This window comes from Streptomyces sp. NPDC086023, assembly GCF_044540325.1.
Lineage (GTDB): Bacteria > Actinomycetota > Actinomycetes > Streptomycetales > Streptomycetaceae > Streptomyces.
Window position 1 is genome coordinate 277,957 of sequence record NZ_JBITRX010000001.1, and the last position, 20,053, is coordinate 298,009.

Genomic DNA, 20,053 nt, shown 5'->3' on the forward strand with positions numbered 1-20,053 from the left:
GGAATTATCGCGGCGCGGGCACCGCGCCGGGCGCCTCGGCGGCAACCGCGGCCCCCGCCTCCGCACCCATCCCCGCAGCCGGGGCCACCTCGGTCACCACCTCCGTGACCACCTCCGCCGGAACCAGGGCCACGAGCCGCCCCACCAGATCGCCGAACGGCCCGTCCGCGGGCTCGCCCGACAGGATCCGCACGAGCACCCCGGCCATCTCCGCGTCGTACGCGGCGCTCACGGCGGCCAGCGCCGCGAAGTCGTGCACCAGCTGCAGCTCCAGCTCGGCCCGGGGGATCTTCCGCCCGTCCAGCCAGATCAGGGCGGTGGACTCGGCCAGCGACACCCACGACCTGACCACCAGCTCCAGCCGCGCCGGCGGGTCGGTGATCCCGAGGTGGGCCAGGATGTTGTCGTAGGCGGCCTGACGCACCTCGTCGATCATCGCGTTGGTCCGGCTGGACCCGGCCGCCGGCCCGCCGCGCATCAGCGCGGAGAAACCCGGCCCGTGATCCTCGACGAACTCGAAGTACCGGCCCATCACGCGCAACAGCCGCGCCCCGAGCGGCCCTTCCCTGGGCTCCTCGAACCGCCCCGCCAACTCGTCGGCGGCCCGCCGCAGCGCGGCCTCGTACAGGCTCAGCTTCCCGGGGAAGTAGTGGTAGACGAGCGGGCGCGAAATCCCCGCCGCCGCGGCGATCTCGTCGATCGACACGTCGTCGGGCGACCGGTGGCTGAACAACTCCAGCGCGACACTGATCAGCTGCTGCCGCCGCTCCTCGACACCCATCCTGCGCCGTACCCCGGTTGTCATACGAACCACCCTACCCAGCCCGCCCCCCACCCGGCCCAGCCACCGGTCCCGGTGCCCGCGGGCAGAGGGCGGTCCCGGCCTCGCTAGAGGTCCAGGACCAGGTGGTCGTCCTTGGCGCGGGAGACGCAGAGGAGCATCGAGTCCGCGCGTTCCCCGTCGGTGAGGAGTTCGTCGCGGTGGTCGACCTCGCCCGCGAGGACGCGGTGTTGGCAGGTGCCGCAGAAGCCCTGCTCGCAGGAGTACGGGGTGTTCGGGAGTTCCCTGCGGATGGCCGCCAGGGCCGTCGAGTCCGCGGGGACCTCGATCGTGCGGCCCGAGCGGTGGAGTTCCACCGTGAAGGGGCGTGCGTCCGCGGTGGCCGTGGTCGGGGCGAAGCGTTCCAGGTGGAGCGTGGCGGCCGGAGGGACGAGGGCCGTCACCGCGTCCATCAGGGGTTCCGGGCCGCAGCAGTAGACCGCCGTGCCCGGCGGCAGGGTGCGTACGAAGTCCAGGTCCAGGAGGCCCGATTCGTCCTCCGGGGTGACCGTGACGCGGTCCCCGTACCCGGCCAGGTCCGCCAGGAACGGCATCGTGGCGCGGCTGCGGCCCCCGTAGTGCAGGTGCCAGTCCGTGCCCGAGGCCGATGCCGTCCGGAGCATGGGGAGGACGGGGGTGAGGCCGATGCCGCCGGCGATGAAGACGTACCGGCCGGCCGGGACCAGTGGGAAGCGGTTGCGCGGGACGCGGAGCTCCAGTTCGGCGCCCTCCACGAGCTGCTCGTGTACCTCGCGCGAGCCGCCGCGGCCGTCTTCGACCAGCCGGGTGGCGAACTCGTACGCGCCCTGCTCGGCAGGGTCCCCGCAGAGGCTGTACTGCCGGACCAGGCCCGAGGGGAGGTGTACGTCGACGTGCGCGCCCGGCTCCCAGGAGGGGAGGTCCGGGGATTCGACGCGGATCCGGACCACGCCGTCGGCGACCACGTCCCGCCGCGTGATCAGCCCGTACAGCGGGCGGCGCGGCGAGTAGCCCGAGACCGGGTCCGCCAGGGCCGGCAGCGGCCACAGCGGGGACCGCTCGATGCGGGTGCGCAGGGCCCGCCTCACCACCAGCGCGGTGCCGGCCGCGAGGGCCAGCTTCAGGGCACGGGACACCTCACGCACCGCCGTTCGCGCCGGGCGACGAGGCCAGGTACGCGGCCGCCTGGGCCGTCGAGCCCTCCTGGGAGGGGTGGTACGCCTTCGACAGGTAGCGGGGTATGGACTTCAGCATCGCGGGGGTGGAGGGGAGCGTGCCCGCCCGGCCCGCCCGGTAGAACTGGCCGAAGGAGGCCTTGGCGTCCGTCAGCGTCGGGTCGTTCTCCATGAAGAACCGGGCCCCGCGCTGCCACAGGAACACCAGCGCGCCGAAGGCCGTGGCCCAGGTCCGCACCCGCCGCCGGTACCCGCCGTCCACGTGCATGAACAGCTCGAAGGCCACCGACCGGTGCTCCACCTCCTCCGCGCCGTGCCAGCGCAGCAGGTCCAGCATGACCGGGTCCGCGCCCCGCCGGTCCAGTTCGTCCGCGTTGAGCACCCAGTTGCCGAGGAAGGCCGTGTAGTGCTCGATGGCCGCGATCATCGCGACCCGTTCCATCAGCCACCAGTGCCGCGCCCTGCCCGGCGGCAGCGTGCGGTCCCCGAGGAGCTTCTCGAAGAGCCAGTCCACCTGGGCGGTGTACGGCGTCGGGTCGAGGCCCAGCCGCCGCAGGTGGGGGAGTACGTCGTCGTGGGCCTGGGAGTGCATCGCCTCCTGCCCGATGAAGCCGATCACGTCCTCGCGCAGCCGGTCGTCCCTGATGTACGGCAGCACCTGCTTGTAGACGTGCACGAACCAGCGCTCGCCCGCCGGGAGCAGCAGGTGCAGCACGTTCATCGTGTGCGTCGAGAACGGGTCGCCGGGGAGCCAGTGGAGCGGGGTGTCCTCCCAGTCGAAGGACACCTGGCGCGCCTTGAGTTCCATGTGCTCGGACGCCACCGGGGCAGGCTGCGTATTAGACATGGCGTCAATGTACTGATGGGTAGAGCTTCTGCAATACCCCCTGCAAGCCAGTTGTCGCGGAAGGCCGCCTCCCGGGCAGCCCCGCACGCCCTACCGCAGCACCCCGGCCTTCGTCCCGTCCGCCAGCCGTCCGCTCAGCTCCACCTGCGCGCCCTCCTCGGCCGGCGCGGCGAGCCGGTTGCCCACGACGGTACGGTTCACCGCCCCGCCGACGGTCACCGAGGCGAACTGCCGGCTGCCGGCGGCCAGCACGTACCAGTTCCCGGCCCGCGACTTCCACAGCACACCCGCCAGCACTCGCGGCAGCCTCGGGCCGCACTCGGCCGCCCCCTCGCCGCGCGCCACCAGCGCCCCGACGCCGCTGCCCGGCGCCTGGAACTGCGCCAGCACCCGGTCGGCCGTGCCCCGCCAGGTGTCCGCCCGGGTGCACAGCCAGGCGGCGGTGCCGTTGCCCTCGGGCAGCTGCTGCTTCGCGTACGCCCAGGAGTTGACCGACCGGACGCCGTGCGCCCGTACCGCCGGGAGCAGACAGGCCGTACGGGCCCACTGACCCAGTTCCGTCGCGCCGGCCACATCCGTCGGCGCCTCCGGCGGGCCCGAGGTCAGCCGGGCCGGGATCAGCTCGCCCAGGTCCGTGACCAGGCGGGTGACGGAGCCGGAGCCCGACCCCGATCCGTCCCCGGAGCCCGCACCGGCGGCCGTGGCCGAGGTGAAGGCCAGCGCGTTCCACGAGGCGCAGGAACGGTCCAGCGCCGGGCCGGCGGAGGGCGCGGTCACCCCGTCCGTCAGCCGCAGCGGCGTCGGCTCGGCGGCGGGCTTCAGCAGGTCCCGCACCGCAGCCGAACGCACCCAGGGGGCCGTCAGGTAGCGGACGTTGCCGTCCACCCGGCTCAGCACCAGGGCGTTCGCGGTCTCCGCGGAGGCCCCGTCGACCCGTGCGAAGTCCAGGGCGGCGCCCGCGGTCCCGGCGCGCGGCTCGGCGTACCGCACGATGCGCAGCCCGTCGTACAGCAGCACCACCACGGCCTGGTCCACCTCGCCCGCGTACAGCAGCTGCGGGGGACCCATCGCCGGGCCGGTCGGCGTTCCCGGCGTCGCGGACACCCGTACGGCGGCGCCCGGCCGGGCCCACACGGCCAGCGCGCGCCGCAGCAGCTCGCGGTCGGCGGTCCGCCCGCCCCGCGCGGGCCAGACGGAGAAGTCGCTGCGGGAGGACGTCCGCCAGGCCTCCGCCCCGGCGAACGCCACCAGCGCCGGGTCCAGGGCCTGCTCGGCGGCGGCGTTCCGGGCGTACGGCGGGGCCGCCGCGCCGTCGGCACCCCAACCGCCGCCCGGCAGGGCGAGCAGCGTCCCGGCCACCAGGGCGGCAGCCGCCGCGGCGAGCGCGGTACGGGCGTGCCGGCGCCGCCGCAGCAGGTCGGTGGGCCGGGCCTGGAGCAGGCAGGGGTCGAACTCGGGGGAGCCCAGCAGCGGGTCGGACTCCGCGTCACCGGCCTGCGCGAGCGCCTCCGCCGGATCGGCCACCCCGGCCGCGGCCAGCACCCGGGCCACCTCGGCCTCCGGCAGGCCCTCCATGGCCCGCAGCACGTAGGCCGCGCGCCCGGCACCGGTCAGCGTGCCCAGCCACTGGTCCAGCGCCAGCTCCTCCGCGCCCCCGGCACGCGGGAACAGCCGCAGCCCCCACACCTGGGGCAGGGCCGGCGGCAGCTGCGCCCGCTTGGGCCAGGCCCGCCGGCGCAGCGGCAGCCCGGCCTCCAGCGCGGCCCGCAGCACCCGCAGCCGGACGTACGCGTACCCCGGATCGCCGCCGGCCGCCCCCCTGCGCTGCGCGGGCAGCGCCCCGGTACGGGCCCGGGGCAGGGCCCGCTGCGCGAGGGCGTGCGCCGTGAGGACCCGGCGGTTGCGGCCGAGGCCGGGCGGCAGCACCAGGTAGGCGATGCGCACCAGCCGCGGGTAGTGCTCGACGATGGCGGCCTCGGCCCGGTCGAGGTCGACCTCGACGGCGGCTGCGGGGGACGCGGGGCGGGTGGCGGTATCCGGATTGGGCACGTTCAGCAGAACGAGCGAATCGTCGGATGGTCACCGGCGGAAGGGCCGCCCCCGTCAGCCGATCAGCCGCGCCCGGATGGCCTCCACCGCCTCGTCGGAGACGCCCAGGCCCTCCCGTACGTACTTCTCCATCGACCCGTACCGCGTCGCGACCTCGTCCAGCGCCGCCCCCAGGTACGACGGCACCACGCCGATCAGCGCCAGCGCGATCTCGGGGTTGCCACCGGACGCGGTGAAGCCCTCGATCATCGGGGCGAAGGCCTGCCGCACCGCCGGGTTCACGGACAGGTACTCGGCCATCAGGGTCTCGTCGTCCGCGCCGAGCAGCGCCAGGATCACGGTCGCCGCCCAGCCCGTACGGTCCTTGCCGGCCGTGCAGTGGAAGAGCAGCGGTCCGGCCTCCGGGTCCGCCAGCTCCGTCAGCAGCGTGCGGTACGCGGCCTGGCCCGAGCCGGAGCTGACGAAGGAACGATACGTCTGCTCGAACAGCCGCTCCGCGCGCCCGCCGCCCAGCTCCCGCTCCGCCACGACCGGGTCGGCCAGCAGGTGCTTGAGCTGCGCCGCGGCCGGCATCTCGCCGGAGGTCACCTTGTCGGCCAGCACGTCGCCCACGAGCATCCGGACGCCCTCCGGCACCCGGTCGGGGTGGTCGGCGCGCTCGGCGGCCGTACGGAAGTCCAGCACCGTGCGCACGCCCAGGCCGGCGAACGTCGCGTCGGCCGCCGGGTCCAGCCGGTCGAGCTGCCCCGAACGCAGGACGAGGCCCGGGCGCACGCTGCGCCCGCCGGGCAGCGGCGTGCCGCCGAGGTCGCGGACGTTGGCGACGGTGGTGGACGGTATGGCGGTCATCGGAGGGGCTCCAGGTCACTCGTAGGGCAGGGCACACGCCACGATCGGCGAGGCTTTCATCCCGTTATGCGGGCTTTCATCAATGAACGTACGGGAGGTCGGCGGTCTCCGGCGACCGCCAGCCCGAGCCCGAGTGCCAGCGCCACCAGGTGCCCGGCGTCCGTGAAGGTGCGCTCCCGCCGCAGCAGCGGCCGCACCCCCAGGGCCAGCAGCCCCGCCCGCGCACCGGTCCGTACGGGTCCCCGCGGCAGTACGGAGGTCAGTGCGCCCAGCACCGCGTGGAACCCGTAGCTCGTCCCCACGTCGACCGCACCCCGCACCTCGGGCCCGGCCCGCCGCGCGCGCAGCGCCCCGTACACGAGCGCCGTGGCACCCGCGTGCCCCAGTGCGAACACCCCGGCGGCCCACCAGGCCCCGTACGCGTACTCGGCGTACCCGAGCACGGCGAGCAGCAGCAGCGCGTAGGGGAGGGGCATCGGCTCCTCGACCACGAACGCACTGCTGACCAGGGTGTCCCAGCGCCCGGCGGCAAGGTTGTCGACGTTGGTGGAACAGCCCAGCTGCACCCGCCGCCGCACCCCGCCGTCCACCCGCGCGAGCACGAGGGCCCCGGCCTGCACGACCCCGGTGTACACGGGGGCCAGGAGTAAGGGAGTCATCCGGCCATGATCCTTCATGGGTTCCTGTAGCGGACATCCGGTACCCGGTCTGTCCAGGGTGCGGGACGGGTGCGAGCATGGCCCGGACATGACGAAGATGCCCTCGCCGGTTCGCGCCGTACGGGCCGCGGTGTTCGCGGCGGTGTGCGTGGCATTGGCCGCAGTGGGGCATTCGTCCATGTCTGACGGAGAGATCCCGTTCGGGGTGCTTCTGGGGGCTTCCGCGGGTGTCGCGGGGCTCGCCTGGGCCGGTGCCCGGCGGCGGCGCGGCGGGATTGCCATCGGTGCCTCGCTGCTGGCCGTCCAGGGCGCCCTGCACCTGCTCTTCGTCCGTACCGAGCGCCCCCACCCCGCCGCCCACCTGCACCACCACATGGACATGGACATGGGGATGGACATGGGCGCGGGGACGGACATGGCCGCCGGCGGGGCCGCCATGGCCGGCATGGGTGCGCACAGCGGCATCGGCATGGTCGCCGCGCACGCGCTCGCCGGCCTGCTCTGTGCCGCCTGGCTGGCCCGCGGCGAGGCGGCGCTGTACCGCCTCCTCCGGGTCGTGGCCCTGCTGGCCGCCGCCCCGGTCCGGCGCGCCCTGGCCCTCGTACGCGCCCACGCGCCCGAGCCGCCCGCGCACCGCCCCCGCCCGCACCACCGCCCGCGCCGGCTGCGCGGGGCGGTGCACGCCCACGCCCTGGTCCGGCGCGGGCCGCCCGTCTTCCGAGCACCGAGCACCACGGCCCCCGGCCGTCCTGCCTGCGCCTGACGAAGACGGCGCGCCGGCGTGATGGCGTGACCTGGGGCCGGTTCCCCATGTCTTCGCCAACACCTAGGACCACCATGGCCATTGACGATCCCGTGCAGCCCCGCGCCGAAGTCCCGGAAGCCCCCGAGGCCCCGGCCGACGGCGAGAACCCCACGACCTGGCGCGCCCTGCGCCCCCTCGTCCGCCGCGTGCACTTCTACGCGGGCGTGCTCATCGCGCCCGTGCTCTTCCTCGCCGCGCTCACCGGCACGCTGTACGCCCTCTCGTACCCGGCCGAGAGGCTCATGTACTCCCACGAGCTCACCGTCCCCGCCGGTGACACGGCCCAGCCGCTGAGCCGGCAGGTCGCCGCCGCCAAGGCCGCGCACCCCGACGGCGAGGTGACCGCGGTCTGGCCCGCCCCCGAGGACGACGCGACCACCCGCGTCCTGATGGACAGCCCGGAGGTCGCCGAGGACCGCACCCTCACCGTCTTCGTCGACCCGTACACCGCGCAGGTCCGCGGGGCGCTGGAGACGTCGGGCGACGCGCTCCCGCTGCGCGCCTGGCTCTCCTCCTTCCACGCGAACCTCCAGCTCGGCGAGACCGGCCGGATCTACAGCGAGCTGGCCGCGTCCTGGATGTGGGTCGTCGCGCTCGGCGGCCTCGCGCTCTGGGTCGGCCGCCGCCGCGCGGCCCGCAAGGCCCTGCCCCTGACCCGGCCCAACCGCAAGGCCACCGGCCGCCGCCGCACGCTCTCCTGGCACGGCTCGGTCGGCCTGTGGGCCGTCACCGGTCTGGTGGTCCTCTCCGCGACCGGCCTGACCTGGTCGACGTACGCGGGTGCCAACATCGACGAGCTGCAGACGAAGCTCGGCGGCTCCACGCCCAGCGTGAGCGCCACCCTCGACGGCGGTGCGGCGGCCGGCGGCGAGCACGCCGGCCACCACATGGGCGGCGCCACCGCGCCGAAGCCCGGCGGTCCTGACGTCGGCATCGACAAGGTGGTCGAGGCGGCCCGCGCCCAGGGCGTGGACAGCACCCTCCAGATCACCCTGCCCGCCGAGGGCAACGGCTACGTGGTCAAGGAGCGCGACAAGCAGTTCCCGACGCACCTCGACTCGGTGGCCGTCGACCCGGCCGACGGCAGGGTCATGGACACGCTCCGGTTCGCGGACTACCCCCTGCTGGCCAAGCTCACCCGGTGGGGCATCGACGTCCACATGGGCATGCTCTTCGGCCTGGTCAACCAGCTCGCGCTGGCCGCCCTCGGCGTCTCCCTGATGTTCCTGGTCTTCTGGGGCTACCGGATGTGGTGGCTGCGCCGCCCGACGCAGGACCGGGCGCTGGGCTTCGGCCGGCCGGTCGCGCGCGGTACCTGGCGCAAGGTGCCGCTGCCGGTGCTGCTGCCGCTCGTGGCCGTCACCGCCGTGGTGGGCTGGTTCGTCCCGCTGCTCGGGATCAGCCTGGTGGCCTTCCTGGTGCTCGACGTGGTGCTGGGCCGGGTCGCGGCGGCACGGGCCGGCGCGTAACCACGGACAGGCGAAGGGTCCCGTAGGACGGGGCCGCATGCGAAGGGGCCCGCACTCCCTCCTCGGAGTGCGGGCCCCTTCCGCATGTCACGGCGCGTACTTGTACCCCACGCGCCGGACCGTCTGGATCGCCCCGCGGTGCGCCGCGCCCAGCTTGCGGCGGAGACGGGCGATGTGGACGTCGACCGTACGGCCGTCACCGACGTGGCCGTAGCCCCACACGGTGGTGACCAGCTGGTCGCGGCTGTGCACCCGGTGCGGGTTGGCGACCAGGTGGGCGAGCAGCTCGAACTCCAGGTACGTCAGGTCGAGTTCCTCGCCGTCGACCTCGGCGGTGCGCTGGGCCGTGTCGATCCGCACCAGGTCGTCCCCGGTGACGGTGGCCGGGGCGGCGACGGGCGCGGCCGGTGCCGGGACGGCGGCGAGCGGGACCGGCGGCTGCTGGTCGGCGGGTACGAGGACCAGGTAGCCGACCATCGGGGGCCGGCCCGGCAGGGCCGGCACGGTGTGCTGCGGCGCGGGCAGCCAGGTGGCGCCCGGCGGCAGCAGGTCGACCACGCGCGCCACCTCGTCACGGTCGACGGCGCGCAGCCGATGCCGGCCGGGAGGGAAGGGGAGCGTGGCGGTGGCGGTCGCAGCGGAGGTGGCAGCGGACGGGAAGGAACGGGTGTGGGTCATGAGTGGTCAGCTCTTTCACGCGGAGAGTCGTCGGCAGGAGACGTGCGTCGTACCGCGCAGACCGAAGGCCTGTTGAAGGAGGCTTTAGAGGGCCGGCGCGTTCATCGCGCGGCAACACACCCGGTCGAAGTCGTGATGCTGACGGGAGGGCCAGAACGGCTCGAGGTCGCTGCGACCGGTCGAGGTGTGCGAATTGCTGGCCATGGGCTCATTGAAGCAGATGCAACGCTCCCGTCGTAGTCCCGTCTCACCAGGTAGATCCGGAAGTTCAAATTCCGCCCGGTGTGGGGCTCCCGGAACGCACGGAGGAGCGCCCGCCGTCGGCGCGGCGGGCGCTCCTCCACGTCACTTCAGACCCTGCCGAGACGGCCGTCTCAGACCAGGCCCTCCTTCTCCAGGCCCGAGCAGCAGGTGTCCACGATCAGGCGGGTCACCACGTACGGGTCCACGTTCGCGTTCGGACGGCGGTCCTCGATGTAGCCCCTGCCGTCCTTCTCCACCTGCCACGGGATGCGGACCGACGCGCCGCGGTCCGAGACGCCGTAGCTGAACTCGTTCCACGGGGCGGTCTCGTGCAGGCCGGTCAGACGCTCGTCGATGCCCGCGCCGTAGTTCTTGACGTGGTCCAGCGGCTTCGAGCCCTCGCCCAGCGCCTCACACGCCACGATGATCGCGCGGTAGTCCTCGCGCATCGCCTTCGTCGAGAAGTTGGTGTGCGCGCCCGCGCCGTTCCAGTCGCCCTTCACCGGCTTCGGGTTCAGCGTCGCGGAGACGTTGAACTCCTCGGCCGTGCGGTACAGCAGCCAGCGCGCGACCCACAGCTGGTCGGAGACCTCCAGCGGGCCGACCGGGCCGACCTGGAACTCCCACTGGCCGGGCATGACCTCGGCGTTGATGCCGGAGATGGCCAGGCCCGCGGTGAGGCAGTGGTCCAGGTGCTTCTCGACGATCTCGCGGCCGAAGATCTCGTCCGAACCGACACCGCAGTAGTAGCCGCCCTGCGCGGCCGGGAAGCCGCCGACCGGGAAGCCGAGCGGACGGTGGCCGTCGAAGAAGGTGTACTCCTGCTCGATGCCGAAGATCGACTCCTGCGCGGCGAACTTCTCCGCGACCGGACGCAGCAGCGCACGCGTGTTGGACTCGTGCGGGGTCATGTCGATGTTCAGGACCTCGCAGAGCACCAGCACGTTGTTGCCGCCGCGGATCGGGTCCGGGCAGGTGAACACCGGCTGGAGCACACGGTCGGACGCGTGGCCCTCGGCCTGGTTGGTGCTGGAGCCGTCGAAGCCCCAGACCGGCAGCTCGGCGCCGGGCTCGCCGGGGAGGATCTTCGTCTTGGAGCGGAGCTTGGCCGTCGGCTCGGTGCCGTCGATCCAGATGTACTCGGCCTTGTACGTCACGGGCCCTCATCCTTCGGCTGGCGGTGCTGCGGGTTGCGCGCTGCGCGGCGCTGCGCACGCTGCGGTGATGACCGCAGCGTGCCAAGGCGCGATTTCCCGGCCGTTGCCCAGGTGTGAACCCCGTGTTACCGGGGTTTCAGGGCGCGGGCGGGCGTCCCGCCAGGTTTGCGGCAGACTGTGCGCGTGACCATTTCGTACGATTTGAACTCGGGCGGCAGACCGCCCCGCGTCGGACTGCTGGGTACGGGCCCCTGGGCGGCCCGTACCCACGCGCCCGCCCTCGCCGCGCACGCCGGATCCGAGTTCGCGGGCGTGTGGGGCCGCCGCCCCGAAGCCGCGGCCGAGCTGGCCCGCACCCACGACGTGAAGGTGTACGACTCGCCGGACGCGCTGTTCGCGGACTGTGACGCCGTCGCCTTCGCGCTGCCGCCGGACGTACAGGCCCCGCTGGCCGTCCGGGCCGCCGCCGCGGGCTGTCACCTGCTCCTCGACAAGCCCGTCGCCACCGGTGTCGCGGCCGCCCGCGAACTCCACGAGGCCACCGTCCGCCACGGGGTCGCCGGCGTCGTCTTCCTGACCCTGCGGTTCGCCGAGCCCACCGCGGGCTGGGTGGCCGAGCAGGCCGCGATCGATGGCTGGTTCACCGCCCGCGCCCACTGGTTCGGCGCCGTGTTCCCGCCCGACGGCACCCGGAGCCCGTACGCCGCCTCGCCGTGGCGGCAGGAGAAGGGCGGCCTCTGGGACGTCGGCCCGCACGCCCTCTCCGTCCTGATCCCGGTGCTCGGCGAGGTCACCTCCCTCTCTGCCGCCCGGGGCCCCGCCGACCTGGTGCACCTGGTGCTCCGGCACGCCTCGGGCGCCTCCAGCACCGCCGCCCTCACCCTCAGCGCCCCCAGGGAGGCGTCCGGCGTGGGCGTCGAGCTGCGCGGCACCCCGGGCATCGCCTCGCTGCCGGACTGGAGCGACGTACCCGGCGCGTACGGGCGGGCCCTCGACGCCCTCCTGGAGTCCGCCCGCACGGGCGTGCCCCACCCGTGCGACACCGGCTTCGGGCTGCGGCTGACGGAACTGCTGGTGGAGGCGGAGGCGCAGCTGGCGGCGGCGGAGTAGCGACCGCGGCAGCCGGGCGGCACGCCGCCGTGGTGCCGGCCGGTGGCCGGCTACTTGATGAGGGCGTTGGCCACCACGATGGCCAGCCCGATCGCGGCGTCCGCGACCCCGATGACCAGCGCGGACGCCAGCCGGTAGCCGGTGCGCAGCGCGGCGAAGGCGCCCCAGGCGAACAGCAGCCCGGCGTTCAGGCCGAGCCCGGTCGCCGTGGTGGGCGCCGGGTCCCAGTCCCAGATCCCGGCCAGGCAGAGCAGCAGCACGGTCGGCAGTGCGGCCACGACCATCGGCCACTCGTCGACGAGGGCCTGGCCGAGCTGGCGCCAGCGGCGGCCGCCGGGCGCGCCGGGCTGCTCGGCCGCGTGCGAGGACATGTGGTGGGCGTACCCGTGCACCAGGCCGGCCGCGGCCACCGTCACCAGCACCCAGGCCGCGTCGTAGAAGGGGGTGTACGGGGCGCCCGCGGCCTCGTTCTGGAGCGCTGCGAGCAGCGCGCTGGCCAGGATCGTCCCGTACACGCCGCCGAAGGCCCACGAGGTGCCGCGGTGACGGCTGCGGCCCCCGGGACCGCGGTGGCCGCCGTGCACGGAGGGACCGGGGGAACTGGAGATACCGGACGGACCGGACGGACCGGACGGACCGGAGGGACCTGGGCGAACCGACGGCCCCGGCGGGCCGGGGTGCCCGCGGTCGGCGGAGTCGCCGCCCGGGCCGGTGCCGGGGGTCTGGTACTCGTCCACGTCGTTCCTTCCGCTGCCATCCTCCGGTCGCGGCAAACTTACGCAAACCGGGATGAGGCGGGTGTCAAGACGCGCGCCGGGCCAGCGCCTCCTCCACCGCCTCCGGGGTGCGCGCGACCAGCGCCGTACCGTCGTCCGCGGTGATGATCGGACGCTGGATCAGCTTCGGGTGGGCGGCGAGCGCGGCGATCCACCGCTCCCGGCCCGCCTCGTCGCGGTCCCACTCCTTCAGGCCCAGCTCCTTCGCGACGGCCTCGCCGGTGCGCGTGACGTCCCACGGCTCCAGCCCGAGCCGGTCCAGCACGGCCCGGATCTCGTCCTCGGTCGGTACGTCCTCCAGGTAGCGGCGCACCGTGTACTCGGCGCCCTCGGCGTCCAGCTGGGTGAGGGCGCTGCGGCACTTGGAACAGGCGGGGTTGATCCAGATCTCCATGCCGGAAACGGTACCCCCGCGAGGCACTGAAGTGGGCTCCGACCAGGGGCGATTGTCAGTGCCCGGCAGTAAAATCGAAGCAGAAGAGAGATGGTCAGACACCCGTCCTGGGGGAGGATGCCGATGGCGACCACCACGTTCGTTCCCGTCAAGAAGAAGGCCTTGCCCGCCGGTCTGCCGCGCGAGTGGTACGAGAACCACAACCGCCGCCTGAAGGCCATGCGGCTGGCCATATCCCTGCTCGACTCGGGCACGTACGACCCCAAGCGCGCCACCAACCGCAAGATCCGCACCATGGCCGCGCGCACGGGCATCCACCGCCCGTCCAACACCACCTGCCGCCTGGTCCGCTCCCTGATGCCGCCGCAGTAGTCCCGACCGCACGTGCGCCGCTGCCCCCGGGAAAGAACTTCTTCCCCGGGGGCATCCCTTTGCCCGTCCGAGGAGTCTGACCCGGCGAAACGCACACGTGTACGTGAACCCTGGGGGATTCCACATGCGCCTTCGCACCGTCAGTGCGACAGCCCTCTGCACCGCCACGGTCCTCGCGGCCGTCGGCCTGGCCCCGGCGAGCGCCGCGCCCGCGACGGCTCCCGCGGCCGCCGGGGCGGCGGTCGCGCCCAAGGGCCCGGACTTCAACGGCGACGGCTACACCGACCTCGCCATCGCCGCGTACACCGCCACCGCGGGCGGGGTCGCCCGCGCCGGCGCCGTCGCCGTGACGTACGGCTCCGTGGCCGGAATCGGCAAGGACAAGGCATCGGTCATCACGGCCGCGAGCGAGGGCGTCCCGGGTGACCCGGTCGGCAACGACAAGTGGGGGAGGATCCAGGGCCACGGCGACCTCGACCACGACGGGTACGACGACCTGGTCGTCAGCTCCCAGAGCCTGGCGAACTCCGACCGGGCCGTCATCCTGTGGGGAGCGGCGAATGGCCTGACCGGCGGCACGGAGCTGGACCTCGGCAAGCCCTCCGACACCGTCCCCGTGCTCCGCAGCATCCGCATCGCGGACGTCGACGGCGACGGCAGGGACGACATCATCGGCAGTGCCTACCTGGGCGTCGACCCCACGAAGCGGACGTGGGGCTTCGGCACGCTCACGGGACCCTTCACCCGCGACGGCAAGGCGGCCGGGGTCCGATACCGCGAGACCTCGGTCACGGACAAGCTGGCCAACCTGGACGCGCTGGCGGACATGACCGGCGACGGCCTTCCGGACATCCTGACCGTCGCCGCCCTGCCGACGGGGAAGCGCGTCTACCGCGTGTACAAGAACACCGGCACCGGCTTCACCCTCACCCCCGGCATGCAGGAGCTGCCGACCAAGCCGGGGTTCGTGGTCTTTACCGCCGCCGGAGACTTCAACGGCGACGGATACACGGACGTGGCGGGCGCCCCCACGTGGTCGTACACGAACCCGTACGGCCAGGTCTACATCGCGTACGGCGGCCCCACGGGTCTGAGCACCACCCTGAAGCCCAGCGTCATCAACGAGGACACCCCCGGCGTTCCCGGTTCCCGGGACCACGTGGACCGCTGGGGCGAGGCGCTGGCGGCCGGTGACACCAACAAGGACGGGTACGCAGACCTGGTCGTCGGGGCGCCCTGGAAGGACGCCACCGACTCCGCGGGCAACGAGATCCTCCGCCCCGGCTCCGTCACGGTGCTGCGGGGCAGCGCCTCAGGCCTGACCGGCACCGGCGCCAAGACCATCACCCAGTACACCGCGGGCGTCCCCAGCAGCAACGAGCGGCTGGACCACTTCGGCACCGCTGTCAGCGTGGTCGACGGCAACAGGGACGGCTACGGCGAGGTGTACGTGGGCGGCGACGGCGAGGACTCCTTCAAGGGCCGGGTGTGGAAGCTCCCCGCCACCGCATCCGGCGTCACGGGCACGGGGTCGACCTCGTTCAACCTGACGGACCTCGGCGGTCCGGCCGGTGGCGCCTATTTCGGCTCCGGTTTCACCAACTGACCCGACTCTCCTCAGCCGGGCGCGGAACCGAACCCCCGGCTGAGGAGTCCGGGCCCGTGTGCACCGGTGTCACTGGTCGGCGGGAACGGTGTCCGTGCTCCCGGGGACCGGGCTGTCGGGGTTCGGCCCGTTGCGGTCGTCGTGCCTGCGGTCGTCGTTCCGGTTGTCGTGGCGGCCGTCGCTGTCGTGGCGGTTGTCGTTACGGTTGTCGTTACGGTTGTTGTGACGGTTGTCGTTCCGGTGGTCGTCGTTCCAGCGGTGGTCGTGGCGGACGGCGTCCACGTCGTCCCAGCACCAGCTGGGCCGGTGGTCCCAGTCGCGGTTGCAGCACTGCTCCCACCACCAGTCGTCGGTGGTGTTCCAGACCCTGTTGCAGCACTCCCGCCACTGGCGCTCGGTCAGCGGACGGTCGTCGCACCGCCAGTTCCCGCTGCCCGTGGCCGACGCGCCGGCCATCGGCATCAGGCCAAGGGTCAGGCCTGCGGCACCGGTGACGACTGCTGTGACGATCCTGCGGCGCATCTTCATGCACCTCCGCACATCGATCGGGTATTCGGTTTCGGGGCCCTCTTCCACCGTCACCCGCCGCCGGGGCCCTGTCAAAGCGCGACGGCCCCCGGCCGCGCTCCGAAGAGCGGGGCCGGGGGCCGTTCCGCGAGCTCAGACCGGGTGTACCGGCGAGTTCTTACAGGTCGAAGTAGAGCTCGAACTCGTGCGGGTGCGGGCGCAGCTGGATCGGGGCGATCTCGTTGGTGCGCTTGTAGTCGATCCAGGTCTCGATCAGGTCGGGGGTGAAGACGCCACCGGCCAGGAGGTACTCGTGGTCCTCCTCCAGGGCCTTCAGCACGGCCTCCAGGCTGGTCGGGACCTGCGGGACGGCCGCGTGCTCCTCGGGGGCGAGCTCGTAGAGGTCCTTGTCGATCGGCTCCATCGGCTCGATCTTGTTCTTCACACCGTCGAGGCCCGCGAGGAGCAGCGCCGAGAAGGCCAGGTACGGGTTGGAGGACGGGTCCGGCGCGCGGAACTCGACGCGCTTGGCCTTCGGGTTCGAGCCCGTGATCGGGATGCGCATGGCCGCGGAGCGGTTGCGCTGCGAGTAGACCATGTTGACCGGGGCCTCGAAGCCGGGCACCAGGCGGTGGTAGGAGTTCACCGTCGGGTTGGTGAACGCCAGCAGCGACGGGGCGTGCTTCAGGATGCCGCCGATGTAGTAGCGGGCGGTGTCCGAGAGACCCGCGTAGCCCGTCTCGTCGTAGAAGAGCGGCTCGCCGCCCTGCCACAGCGACTGGTGGACGTGCATGCCCGAGCCGTTGTCACCGAAGATCGGCTTCGGCATGAAGGTCGCGGTCTTGCCGTTGCGCCAGGCGACGTTCTTCACGATGTACTTGAAGAGCATCAGGTCGTCGGCCGCGGCCAGCAGCGTGTTGAACTTGTAATTGATCTCGGCCTGGCCGGCGGTGCCCACCTCGTGGTGCTGGCGCTCGACCTGGAGACCCTGGGCGTCGAGCTCCAGGGAGATCTCGGCGCGCAGGTCGGCGAAGTGGTCGACCGGGGCGACCGGGAAGTAACCGCCCTTGTAGCGGACCTTGTAGCCGCGGTTGTTCTCCTCGGCACCGGTGTTCCAGGCGCCGGCCTCGGAGTCGATGTGGTAGAAGCCCTCGTTCGCGCTGGTGGCGAAGCGCACGCTGTCGAACACGTAGAACTCGGCCTCGGGGCCGAAGTACGCGGTGTCGGCGATGCCGGTGGAGGCGAGGTACGCCTCGGCCTTCTTCGCGATGTTGCGCGGGTCGCGGCTGTAGGCCTCGCCCGTGATCGGGTCGTGGATGAAGAAGTTGATGTTGAGCGTCTTGTCCTTGCGGAACGGGTCCAGACGCGCGGTCGACAGGTCGGCGCGGAGCGCCATGTCCGACTCGTGGATCGCCTGGAAGCCGCGGATCGAGGAGCCGTCGAAGGCGAGCTCCTCGTTCGGGTCGAACGCCGCCGCCGGGATGCTGAAGTGCTGCATCACACCGGGCAGGTCACAGAACCGGACATCAACGAACTTGATGTCGTTGTCCGCGATGTACTTCTTCGCGTCGTCGGCGTTCTGGAACATCCAACTCCTCCTACCCCCGACCCCGGGGGAGGGGCGGGTCGCATAGCTCGTGGTGCGTCAGTGCGGTGGCGCACGCTGACCCGACCATAAGCAGACGGGATTTCTCAAGCATGACCCATTTGTTTCGCACAAGTTAACCGGGGTCCCAGCCGTCGGGCCTAGCGCAGCGCCCCAGGGCACCCTCCCGGAGGCCCCCAAGGCCGTTTTCCGGGTCCGGGTACCGTGGTGGGGTGGACAACAGGCAAGCAATCGGATCGTGGCTCTCGGGACCCCGCGCGGCGGCCGAGGACATGGGCGTCGACTTCGGGTACCGCGGCGAGCGACTGGGCCTCCCGCAGGAGGGGCCCGGCTCGGTGGCGCGGATGGGACGGCGGTTCGCCGCCCTGTCCATCGACTGGGCCCTGTGCCTGCTGATCGCATACGGGCTGCTCGCCGGCCGTGACTGGCAGGCGATGGGCAACTGGCCCGTGGTGGTCCTGCTCGTGCTGAGCGTGCTGACCGTCGGCACCGTGGGCTTCACCCCCGGCAAGCGCCTGGTCGGCCTGCGCGTGGTGGCGGAGAACGGCGGTCGGCTGGGCATCGGCCGGGTGGCGCTGCGCAGCGTCCTGCTCGTGCTCGTCATCCCGGCGCTCGTCTGGGACCGCGACGGCCGCGGCCTGCACGACCGCCTCTCCCGCGCCGTCCAGGTGCGCATCTGAGAACACCGCGCGTCCGCCGCGAGCGGACCGCGTACGGGGAAGGGCCCCGGGAACCAGGTTCCCGGGGCCCTTCCCCGTACGCGTAGGAGTGGCGGGTCAGCGCATCTTGTTGCCGCGCGGCATCCGCGCGCCGCCACGGCCGGGGACGGGGCCCTTCGGCAGCGGCATGTTGCTCATCAGGTCGCCCATGGCCCGCAGCCGGTCGTTGACCGTGGTGACCTGAGGGCCGGCCAGGACGCGCGGCAGCTTCAGCAGCGTCGTGCGGACCTTCTTGAGGGGCACCTCGCCCTCGCCCGTGCCGACGATGATGTCGTGCACCGGGATGTCCGGCATGACGCGCGACATCTTCTTCTTCTCGGCCGCGAGCAGGGACTTCACGCGGTTCGGGTTGCCCTCGGCCACCAGCACGATGCCGGCCTTGCCGACGGCGCGGTGGACGATGTCCTGCTGGCGGTTCATCGCCACGGCCGGGGTCGTCGTCCAGCCGCGGCCCACGTTCTCCAGCACCGCCGCGGCGGCGCCCGGCTGGCCCTCCATCTGCCCGAAGGCGGCGCGCTCGGCCCGGCGGCCGAAGACGATCGCCATCGCCAGGAAGGCGACGATGAAGGCCAGGATCCCGAGGTAGACCGGGTGGTCGATCAGGAAGCCGATCGCAAGGAAGACGCCGAACGTGACGATGCCCACGCCCGCCACGATCAGCCCGACCTTCGGGTCGGCCTTGCGGGTCATCTTGTACGTCATTGCGATCTGCTTGAATCGCCCGGGTGTCGCAGCAGCGGCTGCGTTTGCCTTCCTCGCCATGTACCGAAGTTTACGTGTCTTACGGCAGACGGGTAGCCACGGCCTCGAGCGCGTGCTCGGTTTCGACCCGGTCGCTGGCGCGGCGGCGGTCCTCCAGGACGGCCGTCCAGGCGTTGCGGCGCGCGGTGCGCATGAGCAGGGATTCGACGGCGCGGAGCGCGTCGGAGACGGTCGGGATGGCGGTGGCGCGTAGGGGCGCGGCCTGCATGGTGTCGATCCCTTCGTGGTGCGCTCGGCTCGGGGGCGGGGTGCTGCCGTGTGCGGTGCGTGCGGCAATCGTCACTGACTGGTGTTACCAGTGCGTGACCGGTCGGTCAAACAGTGATGAAACCTTGACGGGGGCGCGTGGGGACGGAGCGACACCGGAACAGCAGAGCGGCCCGTGTTTCCACGGGCCGCTCTGTTCGTCACACCGTCGCGCGCTTGTCCATCGCCTGCTGGTAGAGGCGGCCGGCGCGGTACGAGGACCTGACCAGCGGGCCGGACATCACGCCCGAGAAGCCGATCTCCTCGGCCTCCTTGGCGAGCTCCACGAACTCGTCCGGCTTCACCCAGCGCTCCACGGGGTGGTGCCGCGGCGAGGGCCGCAGGTACTGGGTGATCGTGATGAGTTCGCAACCCGCCTCGTGCAGGTCGCGCAGCGCCTGGCTGATCTCCTCGCGCTCCTCGCCCATGCCGAGGATCAGGTTCGACTTGGTCACCAGGCCGTAGGCGCGGGCCTGGGTGATCACGTCGAGCGAGCGCTCGTAGCGGAAGCCGGGGCGGATCCGCTTGAAGATCCGCGGCACGGTCTCGATGTTGTGCGCGAAGACCTCGGGGCGGGAGGCGAAGACCTCCTCCAGCAGCTTCGGCACCGCGTTGAAGTCGGGGGCCAGCAGTTCCACCTTGGTGTGGCCGCCCTCGCGGCCGGCGGTCTGCTGGTGGATCTGGCGCACGGTCTCGGCGTACAGCCAGGCGCCGCCGTCGGCCAGGTCGTCGCGGGCGACGCCGGTGATGGTGGCGTAGTTCAGGTCCATCGTGACGACGGACTCGCCCACGCGGCGGGGCTCGTCGCGGTCCAGGGCCTGCGGCTTGCCGGTGTCGATCTGGCAGAAGTCGCAGCGCCGGGTGCACTGGTCACCGCCGATGAGGAAGGTGGCCTCGCGGTCCTCCCAGCACTCGTAGATGTTCGGACAACCGGCCTCCTGGCACACGGTGTGCAGGCCCTCGCTCTTCACGAGGCTCTGCATCGCCTTGTACTCGGGACCCATCTTCGCCCGGGTCTTGATCCACTCGGGCTTGCGCTCGATGGGGGTCTGGGCGTTACGGACCTCCAGGCGCAGCATCTTGCGTCCGTCGGGTGCGACTGCGGACACGACCGGCTCCCTGTGACTTTTGATTCCTCGGCGCCCACCAGGGTACGCCCGTTATTCGTACGCTCTTACGTCCGGCCAACCTGAGACTGCCCGGAGGCATTCCCACGGCCCCGGAG

Annotated in this window: 21 protein-coding genes; 6 read left to right on the plus strand and 15 right to left on the minus strand. The window is 72.6% G+C overall.

Annotated elements, in window-relative coordinates; translation table 11 throughout:
* Positions 1–4 precede the first annotated feature (4 nt).
* The 6 genes from ACIF6F_RS01250 to ACIF6F_RS01275 all read right to left on the minus strand — a co-directional run bounded on the left by ACIF6F_RS01250 (position 5) and on the right by ACIF6F_RS01275 (position 6,378).
* Positions 5–805: a TetR/AcrR family transcriptional regulator gene (locus ACIF6F_RS01250; protein WP_399939489.1), complete on the minus strand. Its 801-nt coding sequence runs from the start codon at positions 803–805 to the stop codon at positions 5–7.
* An 83-nt stretch (positions 806–888) separates the two neighbouring features.
* Positions 889–1,935 (minus strand): PDR/VanB family oxidoreductase, encoded by a 1,047-nt coding sequence (locus tag ACIF6F_RS01255; RefSeq protein ID WP_399939492.1) that lies wholly within the window; start codon positions 1,933–1,935, stop codon positions 889–891.
* Position 1,936: 1 nt separating this feature from the next.
* A complete protein-coding gene (locus tag ACIF6F_RS01260) occupies positions 1,937–2,821 on the minus strand; it encodes a metal-dependent hydrolase (protein ID WP_399939494.1) in 885 nt (294 codons plus the stop codon).
* A 90-nt stretch (positions 2,822–2,911) separates the two neighbouring features.
* A complete protein-coding gene (locus ACIF6F_RS01265) occupies positions 2,912–4,870 on the minus strand; it encodes a hypothetical protein (RefSeq protein ID WP_399939496.1) in 1,959 nt (652 codons plus the stop codon).
* 54 nt (positions 4,871–4,924) lie between these two features.
* Positions 4,925–5,719: a tyrosine-protein phosphatase gene (locus ACIF6F_RS01270; protein ID WP_399939499.1), complete on the minus strand. Its 795-nt coding sequence runs from the start codon at positions 5,717–5,719 to the stop codon at positions 4,925–4,927.
* A 56-nt stretch (positions 5,720–5,775) separates the two neighbouring features.
* Complete coding sequence (locus ACIF6F_RS01275) at positions 5,776–6,378, minus strand: rhomboid-like protein (RefSeq protein WP_399939502.1); 603 nt, start codon at positions 6,376–6,378, stop codon at positions 5,776–5,778.
* Positions 6,379–6,556: 178 nt separating this feature from the next.
* Here ACIF6F_RS01275 and ACIF6F_RS01280 point away from each other — a divergent pair, with 178 nt between their 5' ends.
* Together ACIF6F_RS01280 and ACIF6F_RS01285 are read left to right on the plus strand one after the other, a co-directional pair.
* The gene (locus ACIF6F_RS01280; RefSeq protein ID WP_399939505.1) at positions 6,557–7,141 is read left to right on the plus strand and encodes a hypothetical protein; all 585 of its coding nucleotides are present in this window, start codon (positions 6,557–6,559) and stop codon (positions 7,139–7,141) included.
* Positions 7,142–7,215: 74 nt separating this feature from the next.
* Positions 7,216–8,652 (plus strand): PepSY-associated TM helix domain-containing protein, encoded by a 1,437-nt coding sequence (locus tag ACIF6F_RS01285; RefSeq protein ID WP_399939506.1) that lies wholly within the window; start codon positions 7,216–7,218, stop codon positions 8,650–8,652.
* Between the two features lie 87 nt (positions 8,653–8,739).
* Here ACIF6F_RS01285 and ACIF6F_RS01290 read toward each other — a convergent pair whose 3' ends face one another.
* Together ACIF6F_RS01290 and glnII are read right to left on the minus strand one after the other, a co-directional pair.
* Positions 8,740–9,330 carry a winged helix-turn-helix domain-containing protein gene (locus tag ACIF6F_RS01290; RefSeq protein ID WP_399939509.1) on the minus strand — a complete coding sequence of 197 codons (591 nt, stop codon included), beginning with the start codon at positions 9,328–9,330 and terminating at the stop codon, positions 8,740–8,742.
* 374 nt (positions 9,331–9,704) lie between these two features.
* Positions 9,705–10,730, minus strand: a complete 1,026-nt coding sequence (gene glnII, locus ACIF6F_RS01295) for a glutamine synthetase (protein WP_399939511.1) — start codon at positions 10,728–10,730, stop codon at positions 9,705–9,707.
* Positions 10,731–10,913: 183 nt separating this feature from the next.
* Between glnII and ACIF6F_RS01300 the strand changes: the two genes are divergently transcribed.
* On the plus strand, positions 10,914–11,840 hold the full coding sequence (locus ACIF6F_RS01300; RefSeq protein WP_399939514.1) for a Gfo/Idh/MocA family protein: 927 nt from the start codon (positions 10,914–10,916) through the stop codon (positions 11,838–11,840).
* Between the two features lie 50 nt (positions 11,841–11,890).
* Here the strand turns inward: ACIF6F_RS01300 and ACIF6F_RS01305 are convergent, their stop codons facing one another.
* Both ACIF6F_RS01305 and ACIF6F_RS01310 read right to left on the minus strand, forming a co-directional pair.
* A complete protein-coding gene (locus tag ACIF6F_RS01305) occupies positions 11,891–12,577 on the minus strand; it encodes a hypothetical protein (RefSeq protein ID WP_399939517.1) in 687 nt (228 codons plus the stop codon).
* Positions 12,578–12,641: 64 nt separating this feature from the next.
* Positions 12,642–13,010 carry an arsenate reductase family protein gene (locus ACIF6F_RS01310; RefSeq protein WP_399939518.1) on the minus strand — a complete coding sequence of 123 codons (369 nt, stop codon included), beginning with the start codon at positions 13,008–13,010 and terminating at the stop codon, positions 12,642–12,644.
* Between the two features lie 123 nt (positions 13,011–13,133).
* On the opposite strand from ACIF6F_RS01310, the gene ACIF6F_RS01315 reads away from it, so the two are divergent.
* Together ACIF6F_RS01315 and ACIF6F_RS01320 are read left to right on the plus strand one after the other, a co-directional pair.
* The gene (locus ACIF6F_RS01315) at positions 13,134–13,382 is read left to right on the plus strand and encodes a hypothetical protein (RefSeq protein WP_399939521.1); all 249 of its coding nucleotides are present in this window, start codon (positions 13,134–13,136) and stop codon (positions 13,380–13,382) included.
* A 124-nt stretch (positions 13,383–13,506) separates the two neighbouring features.
* Positions 13,507–14,988 (plus strand): VCBS repeat-containing protein, encoded by a 1,482-nt coding sequence (locus ACIF6F_RS01320; RefSeq protein WP_399939523.1) that lies wholly within the window; start codon positions 13,507–13,509, stop codon positions 14,986–14,988.
* A 69-nt stretch (positions 14,989–15,057) separates the two neighbouring features.
* Here ACIF6F_RS01320 and ACIF6F_RS01325 read toward each other — a convergent pair whose 3' ends face one another.
* Together ACIF6F_RS01325 and glnA are read right to left on the minus strand one after the other, a co-directional pair.
* Positions 15,058–15,510, minus strand: a complete 453-nt coding sequence (locus tag ACIF6F_RS01325) for a hypothetical protein (protein ID WP_399939526.1) — start codon at positions 15,508–15,510, stop codon at positions 15,058–15,060.
* Positions 15,511–15,673: 163 nt separating this feature from the next.
* Positions 15,674–17,083 (minus strand): type I glutamate--ammonia ligase, encoded by a 1,410-nt coding sequence (gene glnA / locus ACIF6F_RS01330; RefSeq protein WP_399939529.1) that lies wholly within the window; start codon positions 17,081–17,083, stop codon positions 15,674–15,676.
* Positions 17,084–17,313: 230 nt separating this feature from the next.
* Between glnA and ACIF6F_RS01335 the strand changes: the two genes are divergently transcribed.
* Positions 17,314–17,781, plus strand: coding sequence for an RDD family protein (locus tag ACIF6F_RS01335; RefSeq protein ID WP_399939532.1), 468 nt, complete (start codon positions 17,314–17,316; stop codon positions 17,779–17,781).
* Between the two features lie 96 nt (positions 17,782–17,877).
* Here the strand turns inward: ACIF6F_RS01335 and ACIF6F_RS01340 are convergent, their stop codons facing one another.
* The 3 genes from ACIF6F_RS01340 to lipA all read right to left on the minus strand — a co-directional run bounded on the left by ACIF6F_RS01340 (position 17,878) and on the right by lipA (position 19,937).
* Entirely contained in the window at positions 17,878–18,582 is a 705-nt protein-coding gene (locus tag ACIF6F_RS01340; protein WP_399939534.1) for a DUF4191 domain-containing protein, read from the minus strand.
* A gap of 19 nt (positions 18,583–18,601) precedes the next feature.
* Positions 18,602–18,790, minus strand: coding sequence for a hypothetical protein (locus ACIF6F_RS01345; protein ID WP_399940503.1), 189 nt, complete (start codon positions 18,788–18,790; stop codon positions 18,602–18,604).
* Between the two features lie 199 nt (positions 18,791–18,989).
* Positions 18,990–19,937 carry a lipoyl synthase gene (lipA, locus tag ACIF6F_RS01350; protein ID WP_399939537.1) on the minus strand — a complete coding sequence of 316 codons (948 nt, stop codon included), beginning with the start codon at positions 19,935–19,937 and terminating at the stop codon, positions 18,990–18,992.
* Positions 19,938–20,053 lie beyond the last annotated feature (116 nt).